14 protein-coding genes are annotated in these 15,915 nt (G+C 65.6%); 7 read left to right on the top strand and 7 right to left on the bottom strand.

The genetic code is table 11. The features are described from left to right. Positions 1-24 precede the first annotated feature (24 nt). The 3 genes from ACTUWL_RS05690 (at position 25) to ACTUWL_RS05680 (ending at position 2,729) form a co-directional block, all read left to right on the top strand. A complete protein-coding gene (locus tag ACTUWL_RS05690) occupies positions 25-1,107 on the top strand; it encodes a zinc-binding dehydrogenase (RefSeq protein WP_021076310.1) in 1,083 nt (360 codons plus the stop codon). A gap of 83 nt (positions 1,108-1,190) precedes the next feature. Further along, positions 1,191-1,949, top strand: coding sequence for an SDR family NAD(P)-dependent oxidoreductase (locus tag ACTUWL_RS05685; protein WP_021076309.1), 759 nt, complete (start codon positions 1,191-1,193; stop codon positions 1,947-1,949). 111 nt (positions 1,950-2,060) lie between these two features. Next, positions 2,061-2,729, top strand: a complete 669-nt coding sequence (locus tag ACTUWL_RS05680; RefSeq protein ID WP_016839817.1) for an amino acid ABC transporter permease — start codon at positions 2,061-2,063, stop codon at positions 2,727-2,729. Between the two features lie 180 nt (positions 2,730-2,909). On the opposite strand, the gene ACTUWL_RS05675 is transcribed toward ACTUWL_RS05680, so the two are convergent. Together ACTUWL_RS05675 and ppk2 are read right to left on the bottom strand one after the other, a co-directional pair. Further along, entirely contained in the window at positions 2,910-3,788 is an 879-nt protein-coding gene (locus ACTUWL_RS05675; protein ID WP_021076308.1) for a transporter substrate-binding domain-containing protein, read from the bottom strand. Between the two features lie 328 nt (positions 3,789-4,116). Further along, the gene (gene ppk2 / locus ACTUWL_RS05670) at positions 4,117-5,064 is read right to left on the bottom strand and encodes a polyphosphate kinase 2 (protein WP_021076307.1); all 948 of its coding nucleotides are present in this window, start codon (positions 5,062-5,064) and stop codon (positions 4,117-4,119) included. Between the two features lie 147 nt (positions 5,065-5,211). On the opposite strand from ppk2, the gene ACTUWL_RS05665 reads away from it, so the two are divergent. Then, complete coding sequence (locus tag ACTUWL_RS05665; protein ID WP_021076306.1) at positions 5,212-6,384, top strand: fumarylacetoacetate hydrolase family protein; 1,173 nt, start codon at positions 5,212-5,214, stop codon at positions 6,382-6,384. Positions 6,385-6,532: 148 nt separating this feature from the next. Here ACTUWL_RS05665 and ACTUWL_RS05660 read toward each other — a convergent pair whose 3' ends face one another. The 3 genes from ACTUWL_RS05660 to ACTUWL_RS05650 all read right to left on the bottom strand — a co-directional run bounded on the left by ACTUWL_RS05660 (position 6,533) and on the right by ACTUWL_RS05650 (position 9,356). Next, on the bottom strand, positions 6,533-6,697 hold the full coding sequence (locus ACTUWL_RS05660; RefSeq protein WP_021076305.1) for a hypothetical protein: 165 nt from the start codon (positions 6,695-6,697) through the stop codon (positions 6,533-6,535). A gap of 226 nt (positions 6,698-6,923) precedes the next feature. Further along, positions 6,924-8,564, bottom strand: coding sequence for a Spy/CpxP family protein refolding chaperone (locus tag ACTUWL_RS05655; RefSeq protein WP_021076303.1), 1,641 nt, complete (start codon positions 8,562-8,564; stop codon positions 6,924-6,926). A 330-nt stretch (positions 8,565-8,894) separates the two neighbouring features. After that, complete coding sequence (locus ACTUWL_RS05650; protein WP_021076302.1) at positions 8,895-9,356, bottom strand: Lrp/AsnC family transcriptional regulator; 462 nt, start codon at positions 9,354-9,356, stop codon at positions 8,895-8,897. A gap of 130 nt (positions 9,357-9,486) precedes the next feature. Here ACTUWL_RS05650 and ACTUWL_RS05645 point away from each other — a divergent pair, with 130 nt between their 5' ends. Beyond that, positions 9,487-11,853, top strand: a complete 2,367-nt coding sequence (locus tag ACTUWL_RS05645; protein WP_021076301.1) for a pyruvate dehydrogenase E1 component — start codon at positions 9,487-9,489, stop codon at positions 11,851-11,853. Between the two features lie 285 nt (positions 11,854-12,138). Further along, complete coding sequence (locus ACTUWL_RS05640; protein ID WP_021076300.1) at positions 12,139-13,572, top strand: aldehyde dehydrogenase family protein; 1,434 nt, start codon at positions 12,139-12,141, stop codon at positions 13,570-13,572. 242 nt (positions 13,573-13,814) lie between these two features. Here ACTUWL_RS05640 and ACTUWL_RS05635 read toward each other — a convergent pair whose 3' ends face one another. Then, positions 13,815-14,777, bottom strand: coding sequence for an SMP-30/gluconolactonase/LRE family protein (locus ACTUWL_RS05635; RefSeq protein ID WP_021076299.1), 963 nt, complete (start codon positions 14,775-14,777; stop codon positions 13,815-13,817). A gap of 125 nt (positions 14,778-14,902) precedes the next feature. Here ACTUWL_RS05635 and ACTUWL_RS05630 point away from each other — a divergent pair, with 125 nt between their 5' ends. After that, positions 14,903-15,724: an NAD-dependent epimerase/dehydratase family protein gene (locus ACTUWL_RS05630; RefSeq protein ID WP_021076298.1), complete on the top strand. Its 822-nt coding sequence runs from the start codon at positions 14,903-14,905 to the stop codon at positions 15,722-15,724. Here ACTUWL_RS05630 and ACTUWL_RS05625 read toward each other — a convergent pair whose 3' ends face one another. Continuing rightward, positions 15,725-15,904: a hypothetical protein gene (locus tag ACTUWL_RS05625; protein ID WP_021076297.1), complete on the bottom strand. Its 180-nt coding sequence runs from the start codon at positions 15,902-15,904 to the stop codon at positions 15,725-15,727. It abuts the gene before it with no gap. Between the last annotated feature and the right edge of the window lie 11 nt (positions 15,905-15,915).

Genomic DNA, 15,915 nt, shown 5'->3' with positions numbered 1-15,915 from the left:
GGACAAAACCCACGCGGAGGAAACATGCGCGCAGCGATCTTCAGAAACGGCGAGATTGTCGTCGATCAGATGCCGGAGCCGAAGCCGGGCGCCGGCCAGGTGCTGGTCAAATCGCTCGCCTGCGGCATCTGCGGTTCCGATCTGCACGCGCGCAAGCATGCCCACCGCATGGTGGAGCTGAGCAAGTTCCTGCCCGGCCGCACGCCGATGGACCTGTCCCGGGACGTCGTGTTCGGCCACGAGTTCTGCTGCGAGATTCTCGATTATGGTCCGGGCACCACGCGCAAGCTGAAGCCCGGCACGCGGGTCTGCTCGCTGCCGGCGCTGCTGACGCCGGAGGGCCCGAAGGGCGTCGGCTATTCCAACGATTATCCTGGGGCCTATGCCGAGCAGATGCTGCTCAGCGAGCCGCTGCTGCTTGAAGTGCCGAACGGGCTTGCCGCCGAGCACGCCGCGCTCACCGAGCCACTGGCGGTCGGTGTGCATGCGGTGGCGATGGCCGGCATCAAGGGCGGCGAGGTGCCGCTGGTGATCGGCTGCGGGCCGGTTGGGCTCGCAGTGATCGCGGCGTTGAAGATCAGGGGGCTCGGCCCGATCGTCGCTGCGGATTATTCGCCGGCGCGGCGGCTGCTTGCCGAGAAGATGGGCGCCGATGTCGTGGTCGATCCGGCGAAGACGCAGCCCTATGCGAGCTGGGCCGAGCACGCCCAGATGTCCGAAGCCGAGAAGGCCGCGCGGCCGCCGATGCAGGCGCTGCTGCCGCCGCTGAAGCCCGCGCTGATCTTCGAATGCGTCGGCGTGCCCGGCGTGCTGCAGCAGGTGTTCGAGGGCGCGCCGCGCAGCGCCCGCGTCGTCGTGGTCGGCGTCTGCATGGAGACCGACAAGTCCGAACCGATGCTCGGCATCATCAAGGAGCTCAACGTCCAGTACGTGCTCGGCTACACGCCCGAGGAGTTCGCCTATTCGCTGCGCCTGATCGCTGAAGGCCAGGTCGATGCCGCCTCGCTGGTCACCGGCCGCGTCGGCATCGACGGCGTCGCGCAGGCCTTTGCCGATCTCGCCAATCCCGAGGCCCATACCAAGATCCTGGTCGAGCCGTGGCGTTGAACTGAAGGTGGCGGCGCGGTTTGCATTTCGCGGCACCGAACCTATAGTTCGCTGTCCTCGGAAGTACTGACAGCACCTATCTCATGCGCGTTTCAATCATCACGGGAGGCGGCTCCGGCATCGGTGCTGCGGTCGCGCGCCGGCTCGCCGGCCCCGATCAATCCCTGATGCTGCACGGCCAAGGCGCTGACGCCGCTGGCCTTGCCCGGCTGAATGCGGTTGCCGAGCAATGCCGCGCCAAAGGCGCCAAGGTCGAGATCCAGACCGGCGATCTCGCCGCGGCCGGTGCCGGCGCCGCGCTGGTCGAGGCAGCGCGCGCCGCGTTCGGGCCGATCGACAGCATCGTGCACGCCGCGGGCTTTGCCGACCGCCGCGAATTCGCTAGCCTGCCGCGCGCGGCGCTGGAGCGCGCCTTCGCCGTGATGGCAGCGGCCTTCCACGAGATCGCTGCCGCCGCGCTGGCCGACCTCACGCGCAGCGCGCAAGGCCGCGTCGTCGCGGTCTCCAGTTTCGGGCCGCATCGCTTCGTGCCGGGAGCCACCTATCCGGGATCGGCCGCGGCGAAGGCCGCGCTCGAAGTGCTGGTGAAGTCCCTGGCGATCGAACTCGCTGTATCAGGCGCCACATCCAATGCCGTGATGCCCGGCTATACGCGCAAGGACCCCGGCCTGCTCGGCGCGCTCGATACCGCGACCTGGGATCGCGTCGCGAAAGCCAATCCGATGCAGCGGCTGGCCGAGCCCGACGAGGTCGCCGCCGTCGTCGCCTTCCTGCTGTCGTCGGACGCTGCCCACGTCACCGGCGCGACGCTGCCGGTCGATGGCGGGCTCACCCTGATGTAACGGCACAATGGTCGGCGTCGTCGTGCCGGCATATCGCGTGACTCGCGCGAGGCCGCCTGCGATGCTGGGGCCGCAAGGTCAGCACACGCCGCGCGGCAACAGAGGGGCAGGATGAACTACGTCTGGGATTTCGGGATCCTCGCCAAGTACAGCCATCTGTTCTGGCTCGGGCTCGGCTGGACCATTGCTTACACGATCGGCACCATCATCCTGGGCACCTTGATCGGTCTGATCGTCGGCATGCTGCGGCTGCGGCGCATTCCCGTGATCGACTGGCTGCTGATCGCCTATATCGAATTGTTCCGTTGCACGCCGCTGCTGGTGCAGATCATCTGGTTCTACTACGCCTTTCCGGTCGTGATCGGCGTCAACATCCCGGCGCATGTCGCGGCCGTCAGCGTGCTGTCGCTCTATGGCGGCGCATTCTATGCCGAGATCGTGCGCGGCTCGATCGAGAGCGTGCCGGTCGGGCAGTGGGACGCGGCGAAGGCGCTCGGCTTTCGCGGCTGGCGCCTGATGCGGCTCGTGATCCTGCCGCAGGCGCTGAAGCCGATGATGGCGCCCTATGTCAACCAGTCGGTGACGCAGCTCAAGAACACCTCGCTGGTCTCGATCATTGCGGTGCCCGATCTGGTCTACAACGCGACGCTGATCAACGCCGACACCTATCGGCCGCTCGAGGTCTACACCATCGTCGCGCTGATCTACTTTGCGATCCTGTTCCCGTCGACGCTGGTGGCGCGCCGGCTGGAGCGCGGGCTGACCTACGACAAGGTGTGATCTGTCTTACCTCTCCCCCTGTGGGAGAGGTCGGATCGCATGCAGCGAAGCGGAATGCGATCCGGGTGAGGGGGCACGCTCTCTCGTAGGACCTGAGACCCCTCACCCGGCGCTTCGCGCCGACCTCTCCCGTAGGGAGAGGTGAAGGGACCGAGCCCCAAACCGAACCACGCCAGAGCCTCAGATATTCAGCTCCACCGGGACGTCCTCCGCCTTGACGCCGGCAAGTCCAAGGCCCTTGACGAACCATTCGCGCATCTGGCCGATGCCGCGGTTGTAGTCGATCCACACCGAGAGGAAATCGCGCCAGCGCTTGTCCTGCTCGCGCCGCACCGCCGTGCCGCTCGCGATCGTCACCGACGGTGAGGTCAGGATCTTGTAGGTGCCCAGGTTCGGGTTCTTGGCGATCGCGGTCAGCCCGAGCACCAGCGCGTTGACTACGCAATCGACGCGGCCCGACGACATTTCCAGCATCACCTCGTCGCGCGACTTCAGCGACTTGATGGTGGCGTTCGGCGCAAAGCGCCGCGCCACCGCCTCATTGGCCGAGCCGACGTCGACTGCGATCTTGACCTCCGGCTTGTTGATGTCGGCCCAGGTTTTTGCCTCCAGCCCCTTCTTCAGCATCGCGCCGAACGGATGCGGGAACACCAGGTTGGTGAAATCGACCACCAGTGCGCGCTGCGGCGTCGGGTTGAGCGCGAAGCCGAGGTCGATCTTGTTGGCCTGCAGATCCAGAATCGAATTGCCGTAGGTCGACTCGACATATTCCAGCTTGACGTCGAGCAGTTTCGCGAGGTCGTTGGCCATCTCGATCGAGAAGCCGGACCAGGTGCCGGTGGCGAGATCCTTGTTGAAATAGGGCAGCTCGCCGGGCAGCACCGCGATCCGCAGCACCTTGGTGGCGCGGATGCGATCCAGCGTGTTGTCGGCTTGGGCTTGCGCTGCGGCCGGGGTTGCCATCGCGGCCGCGAGCGCCACGCCGCTGCCGATCCCGAGCGCATAGCGCAGCGCGTCGCGGCGATCTTCGGAAATCTTCACATCGTCGGATTGAGTCAAGCGGGCCTCCCTGCACCAGGTCGCCGAAGCCTAGCGTCGGGTTCCTGTGCCAGCAAGGGCGCGCGCCTGCACCATTGGTAGGCGTGGCGAAGAGGAGATGCCCATCTCTTCACCTCCCCGTTTGCGGCCTGGCTATCGCACATCGCCTGCCCTCGCCGGGGCGCACCGTCAAAAACTCGAAAACAACCCCATGCAAAGGAGCCGGCCGCGTGCCGGCAGTCGACACGTCAACTTGACATGTCGGGCAAATCAGAGGCATTATTCTATTATTCCGAAAATGCGCGATGTGCCTCCCCCCGCAAGAACGGGGAGAGGGGAAACAACGGGATCAATACCGTCCCGGCACGAACATCTCCGGCGGGATCGGACCGCGGTGATAGTCGGGGTTGCGCACCCGCGGCGGCAGCACCACCGGTTGGTGGGCGACGTGCTGATAGGGGATCTGGCTCAACAGATGCGAGATGCAGTTGAGCCGGGCGCGCTTCTTGTCGACGGCATCGACGATCCACCACGGCGAGTCCGGCAGGTGGGTGCGCTCCAGCATCGTCTCCTTGGCCTTGGTGTAGAGCTCCCAGCGGGTCCTCGCCTCGACGTCCATCGGGCTCAGCTTCCATTGCTTCAGCGGATCCTGGATCCGCATCGAGAAGCGGAATGCCTGCTCCTCGTCGGTGATCGAGAACCAGTATTTCAGCAGGATGGTTCCGGAGCGGATCAGCATGCGCTCGAAGTCCGGCACCGAGTTGAAGAACTCCTCATACTGCTCGTCGGTGCAGAATCCCATCACCTTCTCGACGCCGGCGCGGTTGTACCAGCTGCGGTCGAACAGCACGATCTCGCCGCCGGCCGGCAGGTGCGAGACATAGCGCTGGAAGTACCATTGCGTGCGCTCGCGCTCGTTCGGCGCCGGCAGCGCCGCGATGCGGCAGACGCGCGGGTTGAGCCGCTGGGTGATGCGCTTGATGACGCCGCCCTTGCCGGCGGAATCGCGGCCCTCAAACAGCACGACGACCTTCTTCTTCTCGTGCTGCACCCAGTCCTGCAGCTTGACCAGCTCGCCCTGCAGCCGCAGCAATTCGCGGAAGTAGAACTTGCGGTCGATCGACGGCTTTCCGGCTTCCCCGTCATGGTCGAGCTCGTCGAGCCTGATGTCGTCGAGTTCGAGCTCGAGTTCCTCGTCGAGATTGTCGGCCATCTCCTGATGGATGCGGGCGCGCAAGGCTTCCTCACGCAGTGCTTCCTCGTGGGCGGCTTCGTCGGTGAGGTGGGGAGCGGTCATGAAGGTCCGTCTTTCAGTGTGTTAGATGGATCGACGGGAGCATTGACGGGCGATGTTACCCCTCTATGACAATGCCATGACCGCTGTCTCACGCCGGCGCCGCGGCTGTGCTAACAAGCGCCAACAACACGAAAATGGGAGATGCCGATGATTTCGCTCACGCCAAAAGACGTCCTGCCGGAGGACGGCACCGCCGGCGCGCTGGTCGGACGGGTCTGGCTGCCGCAGGCGGGCGGACCGGCCGTGGTTGCGGTGCGGGCGGACGGCGTGTTCGACGTCACCGCGCGTTTCCCCACCGTGAGCGCGCTCTGCGAGGAAGCCGATCCCGCTGCCGCATTGCGCGCCACGCGCGGCGAGCGGATCGGCGATTTCGAGACGATCCTCGCCAACACGCCGCCCGACCGCCGCGACGCGACCAAGCCGCATCTGCTCGCGCCGGTCGACCTGCAGGTGCTGAAGGCCGCCGGCGTCACCTTTGCGATCTCGATGCTGGAGCGCGTGATCGAGGAGCGGGCGCGCGGCAATCCGTCCTCGGCGGAGGCGATCCGCAAGGAAGTGGTGCGCCTCGTCGGTGACGATCTCTCCAAGCTGAAGCCCGGCTCCGAGCAGGCGATGCGGCTGAAGCAGGTGCTGATCGATCAGAATGCCTGGAGCCAGTATCTGGAGGTCGGCATCGGTCCCGATGCCGAAGTGTTCACCAAGGCGCCGACACTGTCCTCGGTCGGCACCGGCATGGATGCCGGGCTGCATCCGAAGTCGACCTGGAACAATCCCGAGCCGGAGGTCGTGCTCGTCGTCTCCGGCGCCGGCAAGATCGTCGGCGCCGCGCTCGGCAACGACGTCAATCTGCGCGACTTCGAGGGCCGCTCGGCGCTGCTGCTGTCGAAGGCCAAGGACAACAATGCCTCCTGCGCCATCGGTCCGCTGCTGCGGCTGTTCGATCAGACGTTCTCGCTCGACGACGTCAGGAAGATGGATGTCGGCCTGACCGTGACCGGCACCGATGGCTTCGTGCTCGAGGGCCATTCCTCGATCTCCAAGATCAGCCGCGACCCGACCGATCTGGTCGCGCAAACCATCGGCCCCGTGCATCAATATCCCGACGGCTTTGCGCTGTTCCTCGGCACGATGTTCGCGCCGGTGAAGGACCGCGACGCCAAGGGCGAGGGCTTCACCCACAAGCGCGACGACATCGTCACCATCGCGGCGCCTCAGCTCGGCAAGCTCGTCAACCGCATGCGCGGCAGCGACGAATGCGAGCCGTGGACGTTCGGCGTCGGTGCGTTGATGAAGAACCTGGCGCAGCGCAAGGTGCTGTGATGCCGCTGTAGCTGCGTAGGATGAGTTTCGCTGCGCTCTACACATCTTACGCACTGCGGATGTGCGCGAACTGCGGCCCGATCACGGGCTTCTGGGTGTGATCCGCCTTGTCATGTGGTACCCCGCGCCGGTCGATAACGTGCTAGCGTTAGCCGCAGCCGCCGGCGTTCTCGAACATGTTCAGAAACCTGTGCGGCAGAACGATCGCGCGCCGCAACTTCAGCGCGCGCAGATGCGCGAAATTCAGAGCGACCGCTTGTCGCGCCCTTATGTGATCCAGTTCATCCTCGTTCGCGCTGATCCGCTTCAGCATGGTGGCTCGACGCGAACAGAAGGAGTCGCGGACATGAGCAAGCAGCCAGCAAGTGGAATGCCGGAGTGGCTCACGACCGACGTGCTCGTGATTGCCGTCTCATTGGCGATCATCCTGATCGGCGTCTGGATCGCGCCGTAGCCCGGTGAGCGCAGAGGCAGCGGACCGCGGTAAGCGATCCTGGGATGGCGTTGCCGCCAACCGCGCGCGGCGGCGATGACGAGCCCTACAGGCCGATCATCCGGAAGATCATGCCGCCGATATTGGGACCGTGATGGCGGTGGCGGCGATGACGGCTTCGCGGCGGTTCGTCGTTGGCTGCGGCCATTGCGGTCCTGCCGCCGTCCTGCCCGGGGCCGACCGCGTCGAACGCCGCCTTCTGCTCGTCGCTGAGCGCGCCGTAGAAGGTGTCGAGGGCCGGGCGTACCGTCCCGATCGCCTGGAGCATGGAATCGAGCCGTGCTCCGACTGCCGCAAGGCGCGCCGGCGGCGTGCGCGCATCGCTGGGCGGACAGGACGATTTCAATGCGTCCTCGGCCTTTGTTGCCGCGTCCCGCAAGGCATCGAGGCTCGCCCGCTGCGCGTCGGTGGGTTTGACGTCGCGTTCGATGATCTCGCTGGGCCATGCGATGGCGGCAGGTTGCGCCGCGTTGCAATTGCCGTTGTCTCGCGTCGCCTCGCGTCTGCTGCGTTGCTGATCCGCTGCCAGCGCGGTCACCTTGGCTTTCTGATCGTCGCTGAGCAGCCCGTAGAACTTCTCCAGCGCCGGTTGCAGGGTGCCGACCGCGTCGCGCATGGCCTGGAGGCGCTGCTGCATCGAGGCGAGGCGGCTCGGCGCGGTCAACGGGATGTCCTTGGGACATGAACTGAGAATGGTTTCGGACGCCTTCTGCGATGCAGTGGCGAGTTCGTCGAGCGCCGCGCTCTGCTCCGCATTGGGCTGGATCGCGCTGCGGAATTGTTCGATCGGGAAGCCCGCGATATCGCTTCTGTCGCTACCGCACATGTCGGCGAGGGTCGCAGTTTGAGCGGGCGCACCGGAGCGGCCCGCGACCGGCGGCCGCGGACCGGTACGGCCGGGCAGGTAGTCGGCATAGCCGCTCAAGGCATCGTAGTCATAGGGGCCGAACAGGCCGGTATAGATGTCGTTGTAGCCATAGTCCCAGAAGTACGGGTCGTAGTCGTCGCCCCACCAGGCGTAGTCGTAGAGATCGTAATAGGCATAGGGCCAGAACACCGGACCGACCCAGCCGAAACCGCCATGCGGATGGCGCCACCACCAGCCGCCATTGTGGTTGTGATAGCCCCAGGCGGCGCCGGCGGCGGCCGTCATGATCGCGGCGCGCGCCGCCGGGTTGCGCAAGCCGCCCGGGCTGCGCAGGGCGGCCGTGACCGGACGCGAGGACAAAGTGCGACCGATGGCGCTGGCGTTGCGCCGCATCGCGGCGGCCGACGGCGCCTGGCGGCTCGCAGCTACGCCGTGCGAGAACGCCGGATTGCGGCTGACGGCCGGGCTGTGGGCCATGGCCGGATTGTGGACGGCATGGAATTGCCGCGCGCCGCCGCTGCGTCCCATTCTTGTCGCGGCATGGGGCGCCGTATGGATGGTATGGAAACCGCCCGCGCGGGCGCCGCCACCGTGAAAGCCTCCTCCGTGGAAGCCACCCGCACGAAGCCCGCCGCCGTGGAAACCGCCACCACCGCCATGGAAGCCACCACCGCCACGGAAGCCGCCGCCACCGTGGAAACCGCCGCCACCGTGACCGCCGCCGCGGGCTGCCTGTGCGGGATCGGCGAACAGCGTCACCGGTGCCGCGGTCGCGAGCACCGCGATGAGCGCCAACCAGACGTGTCTGCGGCGAGCCATGTTCGTTCTCACTTGTGTCAAAACACTCAATAATGCTCGATACCAACACGCCACGCTGCCGCTCGGTTCCCGCCGCAACCTGAATTGCGTGCGACTCTTTGCGGGCCGGTTGTTGCGCAGCGGCGATGACACCGCGTTGTTTGACGGCTTAAAGCGAGAGCCATCCACGCCGTCGTGCTGGCGAAAGCCAGGACCCATTATCCCGAATGTCTGTTGTTGCGCGACGCCGGGGCCACGATCCCGTTCATCACCGAATGTGGTGGTTATGGGTCCTGGCCTTCGCCAGGACGACACTGTGGGGTGACGCGGTTCGGCTCACCAACCACACACCTACACCGGCAGCGCCGTTGAATATTTCACCTGGCTCAGCGCAAAACTCGACTCGATCGAGGCGATGCCGTCGAGCCGGGTCAGCTTGTTCTTCAGGAACGCTTCATAGGAGGAGAGGTCGGCGGCGACGACGCGCAAGAGATAGTCGCGGTTGCCGGTCATCAAATAGCATTCGAGCACCTCGTCCCATTTCGAGATCGCGCGCGCGAAGCGGTTGAGGTCCTCCTCCTTCTGCCGTGCGAGCTTGATCGAGATGAACACCGAGACATGCAGCCCGATCGACTTCTGGTCGACGGTTGCGATGTAGCGGGAGATCACGCCGCGCTCCTCGAGCAGCTTGACCCGGCGGTGGCAGGGCGAGACCGACAGCCCGACCTTGTCGGCGAGCTCCTGCATGGTCATGCGGCTGTCGGTCTGGAGCAGGGCCAGGATCTTGCGGTCGATGGCATCGAGGGCAGGCATTGGGATGAACTCGTTGATTGAGGCGGGATCGTGGGAATTTATCCCAATTTTTCCTGTGCTGTCGCGTGGAATTGAGATTTTCGACGGTGCCAGCGGCAGTAACATCGGCAATATCGCTGGGAGCATTGCCATGGGAATCGCGCCGGAACGTCTCGACATGCTCACGGCCCTGGCCCGCAAGGTGCTGTGGCTGTCGTCATGGACCATCCATCACGCCAACCATGTGCGGCCCTCGACCGACGGGCTGAAGGTCGGCGGCCACCAGGCCTCGTCGGCCTCGCTCGCCAACATCATGTCGGCGCTTTACTTCTCGGTGCTGCGTCCACAGGACCGCGTCGCGGTGAAGCCGCATGCGAGCCCGGTGTTCCACGCGATCCAGTATCTGTTCGGCCACCAGACCCGCGACAAGCTGGAGAATTTCCGCGGCTACAAGGGCGCGCAGTCCTATCCGTCGCGCACCAAGGACACCGACGACGTCGACTTCTCCACCGGCTCGGTCGGCCTCGGCGTGGCGCAGACGCTGTTCGCCTCGCTGGTGCAGGACTACGTCAAGGCGCATGGCTGGTTGGGGGGCCGGCCCGAAGGCCGCATGATCGCGCTGGTCGGCGACGCCGAGATGGACGAGGGCAACATCTTCGAGGCGCTGCTCGAAGGCTGGAAGCACGGCCTGCGCAACACCTGGTGGGTGGTCGACTACAACAGGCAGTCGCTCGACGCCGTGGTGCGCGAGGGGCTGTGGGCCAAGTTCGAAACCATGTTCCGCAATTTCGGCTGGGACGTGGTGATCGTGAAATACGGCAAGCTGATGCTGGAGGCGTTCGCCGAGCCCGGCGGCGAAGCGCTGAGGCGCTGGATCGACAATTGCCCGAACCAGATGTACGCGGCGCTGTGCTTCCAGGGCGGGGCGGCGTTCCGCAAGCACCTGCGCGACGATATCGGCGACCAGGGCGAGGTGTCGGCCCTGATCGATCGGCGCAGCGACGACGAGTTGCTGGCGTTGATGTCGAATCTCGGCGGCCACGACATGGCGAGCATGATCGAGGCCTTCGAGGCGATCGACCATGACCGTCCGGTCTGCTTCATCGCCTACACCATCAAGGGCGTCGGCCTGCCGATGCAGGGCCACAAGGACAACCACGCCGGCCTGATGACGGTGGCGCAGATGGAGAAATGGCGCACCGCGCAGAACATCCGCACCGGCCACGAATGGGACAAGTTCGAGGGCCTGTCGCAGGAACCTGCCAAGCTCGAGGCGTTCCTGGCCCATGCGCCGTTCAATCGCGAGGGCCGCCGCCGGCTCTCGGCGCCCGTCGTCGATGTGCCGGAGCGGCTGGCGTTCAAGGCTTCAGCCCAGATGTCGACCCAGCAGGGCTTTGGCCTCGTGCTGCACGAACTGGCGCGCGGCGATAGCGAGCTCGCATCGCGCATCGTCACCGCATCGCCCGACGTCACCGTGTCGACCAATCTCGGCGCCTGGGTCAACCGCCGCGGCCTGTTCGCCAAGGCGGAGAACCACGACCTGTTCCGGCAGGAGAAGATCCCGTCTGCCTACACCTGGGAGTATTCGCCGAAGGGCCAGCACCTCGAGCTCGGTATCGCCGAGATGAATCTGTTCATCATGCTCTCGGCGCTCGGCCTGTCGCACCAGATCAACGGTGCGCGGCTGCTGCCGGTCGGCACGCTGTACGATCCCTTCATCGAGCGCGGCCTCGATGCGTTGAACTATGCCTGCTATCAGGATGCGCGCTTCATGGTGGCGGCGACGCCGTCCGGCATCTCGCTGGCGCCGGAAGGCGGCGCGCACCAGTCGATCAAGACGCCCTTGATCGGAATCGGGCAGGACGGACTCGCCTCGTTCGATCCGGCCTTCGTCGATGAACTTGCCGTGATCATGGGCTGGGGCTTCGGCCACATGCAGCGCGAGGGCGCCGAGGGTGGTTCGGTTTACTTGCGACTCTCGACCCGAATGCTGGAGCAGCCGCAACGGATCATGACGCCGGACCTGCAGCGCGACATTACCGACGGCGCCTACTGGATGCGCAAGCCGGGCCCGAACTGCGACATCGTCATCGCGTATACCGGCACTGTCGCGCCTGAGGCGATCGAGGCGGTCGGCCTGATCGGCGAGAGCCACCGCGACGTCGGTCTCCTGGCGGTAACCTCGGCCGATCGGCTCTATGCGGGTTGGTCCGCCGCGCGGAATTTGCGCCGCGACCGCCGCGGCGTGCAGCATTTGAGTCATATCGAGCAGTTGCTGGCGCCGCTCGGCCGCGACTGCGGCATTGTGACCGTGATCGACGGCCATCCGGCCACGCTCGGCTGGCTCGGCAGCGTGCGCGGCCACCGCCTCGAGGCGCTCGGCGTCGAGCATTTCGGCCAGACCGGCACCATCGCCGACCTCTACCGGCACTACGGCATCGACGCCAACGCCATCATCGATGCTGCGGAAAGCGTCTCGGCCGGCGCCCCGGTGCGGCATCGCAAGATGGCGGTGTAGCCACACACGCGAGTCGTCATTCCGGGGCGGCGCGAAGCGACGAGCCCGGAATCCATCGGGCCGCAAATTTCGTGGTGAAATGGATTCCGGGCCTGCGCCAAACGGCGCATCCCGGAATGACGGGGAGAGAGCCTTGCCAGCCTCTTGCCTCGACCCTTATATGCGCCGTGCGTGCACGAGCCGCGCCCCGCATATGGCGGGTTCAATTCGCCCTGCTTTCGTGCAAGGATGCCTGCCGAACGCTTTCCGTTCCCAATTCCATACGCCCCCTACAAGAGGTTTCCGATGGTCAATCGCATGCAATTCTACATCGACGGCGCCTGGGTCGATCCCGTCGTCAAAGGCAAGTCCACCCCCGTCGTCAATCCGGCGACCGAAGAAGCGATGTATGAGATTGCGCTCGGCTCCAAGGCCGATGTCGACAAGGCAGTCGCCGCCGCCAAGCGCGCGTTCGAGACCTATTCCAAGACCAGCCGCGAAGAGCGCATCGCGCTGCTCACCAGGATCGTCGAGGTCTACAAGGGCCGCATGAAGGAGATCGGCGCTGCCGTCTCCGACGAGATGGGCGCGCCGCTGCCGATGGCGGAGAAGCTGCAGGCCGGCGCTGGGCTCGGCCACCTCATGAACACCCTCGAAGTGCTGAAGAAGTACGAGTTCGAGGAGACCATGGGCACCGCCGTGATCGTGCGAGAGCCGGTCGGCGTCGTCGGCATGATCACGCCTTGGAACTGGCCGCTCAACCAGATCGCCTGCAAGGTCGCGCCCGCGCTCGCCGCCGGCTGCACCATGATCCTCAAGCCGTCGGAGTTCACCCCGACCTCGGCGCTGATCTTCGCGGAAATCCTCCATGAAGCCGGCGTGCCGAAGGGCGTGTTCAACCTGCTCAACGGCCTCGGCCCGGAGGTGGGTGCTGCGATGAGCGAGCACCCGGACATCGACATGATCTCGTTCACCGGCTCGACCCGCGCCGGCGTCGACGTCGCCAAGCGTGCGGCGCCGACCGTCAAGCGTGTCAGCCAGGAGCTCGGCGGCAAGTCGCCGAACGTGATCCTCGAGGGTGCAGACCTCGCCAAGGCGGTGACCGGCGGCGTGATGCACATGTTCAACAACTCGGGCCAGTCCTGCAACGCGCCGTCGCGCATGATCGTGCCGCTCTCCAGGATGAAGGAAGTGGCTGCGATCGCGAAGGGCGTCGCCGACAAGACCAAGGCCGGCGATCCGCGTGCCGACGGCACCACGATCGGTCCGGTGGTCAACCGCGGCCAGTGGGACAAGATCCAGGCGCTGATCCAGAAGGGCATCGACGAGGGCGCAACGCTCGTCGCCGGCGGCCCGGGCCTGCCCGAAGGCGTCAACAAGGGCTTCTATGTCCGCCCGACCATCTTCGCCGACGTCACCAACGACATGACGATCGCCCGCGAGGAGATCTTCGGGCCGGTGCTGACGATCATCGGCGCCAAGGACGAAGCGGAAGCCGTGAAGATCGCCAACGACACGCCGTATGGTCTTGCCGGCTACGTCTCGGCCGACACCGTGGAGACCGCGCGCCGCGTCGGCCGCCAGATCCGCGCCGGCAACGTCAACCTGCAGGGCGTGCCGAACGAGCGCACCGCGCCGTTCGGTGGCTACAAGCAGTCGGGCAACGGCCGCGAGTGGGGCCGTTACGGGCTGGAAGAATACCTCGAGGCCAAGGCTGTCGCCGGCTACAACGCCGCGTAAGCCGAACGCACGAGAGACGACATTCTGGCGCCGGGGCAGGCAACTGCTCCGGCGTCAGACGTTTTGGGATGCCGCATATTCATTGTCGTCCCGGCGAAGGCCGGGACCCATAACCACAGGGAGAGGTTTGGCGAAGATTTGGCCGTGCCGTGGTACTGCGACTTTCTTGCTCGATAGATCACGCGGTATGGGTCCCGGCTCCCGTGCGCAATTGCGCATTAGGCCGGGACGACCAAGAACTACTACCCGCCGAGTGCGCCCTGGGTGTTGACGTAGAGCGCATAGATCGACTGGCTCGCGGCCATGAACAGGCGGTTGCGCTTGACGCCGCCGAAGCAGAGATTGGCGCAGCGCTCCGGCAGCGCGATGCGACCGATCATGACGCCGTCGGGCGCGAACACCACGACGCCGTCGAGCTCGGGGTCGCCCATGCCCCAGCCGCACCACAGATTGCCGTCGATGTCGCAGCGCATACCGTCCGGCGTGCCCGGGCCGGCATCGATGAAGACGCGCTTGTTGGAGATCGTCGTGCCGTCGGCGGAAACGTCATAGGCCAGGATCTTGCGGTTCGGCACGCCGCGGGATTCCACGACGTAGAGGATTGTCTCGTCCGGCGAGAAGCACAGCCCGTTGGGGCCGAGCACGCCTTCGGCGACGATGGTGGCCTTGCCGGTTTCCGGATCGAGCCGGTAGACATTGGCGTCGATCTCGGGCTCGGCCTTGTAGCCCTCGTAATTGCCGAGCAGGCCGAAGGTCGGATCGGTGAACCAGATCGCGCCGTCGGATTTCACCACGACGTCGTTCGGTGAGTTCAGCCGCTTGCCGCCGAAGCTATCGATCAGTACCGTGATCGATCCGTCATATTCGGTGCGCACCACGCGGCGGCCGCCGTGCTCGCAGGTGATCAGCCGGCCCTGGCGGTCGCGGGTGTTGCCGTTGGCGAAGTTCGACGGCTTGCGGAAGACGCTGACCGCGCCGGTCTCCTCCTCCCATTTCAGGATGCGCTGGTTCGGGATGTCGCTGCACAACAGATAGCGGCCGTCGCCGAACCACACCGGGCCTTCGGCCCAGCGCAGGCCGGTCGCGATGCGTTCGACCGCGGAGAGTTTTAGCCAGTATTTCTCGAAGCGCGGGTCGAGCGCGTGGATCGCGGGATCGGGATAGTACGTCGCGGGACGCCAGCCGGCGGAATGAACATCGGACATTTGCTGTTCTCGTTGTTGTGTTTCGATGGTGTTTCCTTGAGCGCTTGGTTTGCTATCATTGTCGGCCTGCGATCGCAATTTGCTCCAGGGATTGCGCTGATCAATCAGGAAAGACGAGGGACGGCATGCCACGCATATTGATGACCGGCGCATCGGGGGGAATCGGAACGAGCCTGCGCAAGCTGCTGCCGCCGATCTATCCCGACCTCCTGCTCAGCGACATCAAGCAGCCCTCCGATCTCGGCGGACACGAGAAATTCAAGGCCGCCGATCTCGCCGACCTCGCACAGGTCGAGGCGGTCTGCGAGGGCGTCGACGGCATCCTGCATTTCGGCGGCTATTCGGTCGAAGGGTCCTGGGATGCGATCCTGCAGGCCAACATCATCGGCGGCTACAATCTGTTCGAGGCCGCGCGCAAGCAGGGCGTCAAGCGCGTGATCTTCGCCTCGTCAAATCACGCGGTCGGCTTCTACCCGCGGCATCATCGCATCGGCACCGACGTCACCGCGCGCCCGGACAGCCGCTACGGCGTCAGCAAGGTGTTCGGCGAGGGCGTCGGCGCGCTCTATGCCGACAAGCACGGCATCAAGGTGACCTGCATCCGGATCGGCAATTTCGGCGAGGCGCCGCTCGATCACCGCAGGCTGTCGATCTGGCTCAAGCCGGAAGATCTGGTGCAGCTCTGCCGGATCGGGCTCGAACATCCCGATATCCATTTCGAGGTGCTGTACGGCGCGTCGTACAATGAGCGCTCGTGGTGGGACAATCACCGCGCCTATGATCTCGGCTATCGTCCGACCGGCCGCGGCGAAGATTTTCGCGAGCACGCGATGGCCGAGCAGGCCAAGCTGCCGCCCGATCCGGTCGGCGACTACTACCAGGGCGGCGCGTTCTGCAGCATGGAATTCGACGGCGACAGGACAGCGGTGATCGACTGGAAGAAGTGATCAATCCTCGCACTGCGGCAGCTGCTTCACCGCCTCGGTGTGCTCCCGCTGCGGCTCGTTGGCACCTTTCCCGGAGGTCGCCTTGGGGGCGCTTCCGGGCCCATCATAGGTCTGGGAGAAGTGCGCGAGCGGGAAGTTGAGGCTGATCTTCTGTCCGGTCAGGTTCTTGGCTTCCACCACGATCGTCTGCG

Source organism: Bradyrhizobium sp. WCU1 (genome assembly GCF_053474805.1).
Note: the sequence above shows the minus strand (reverse complement) of the source record. Positions and strands in the feature narration are given on the sequence as shown.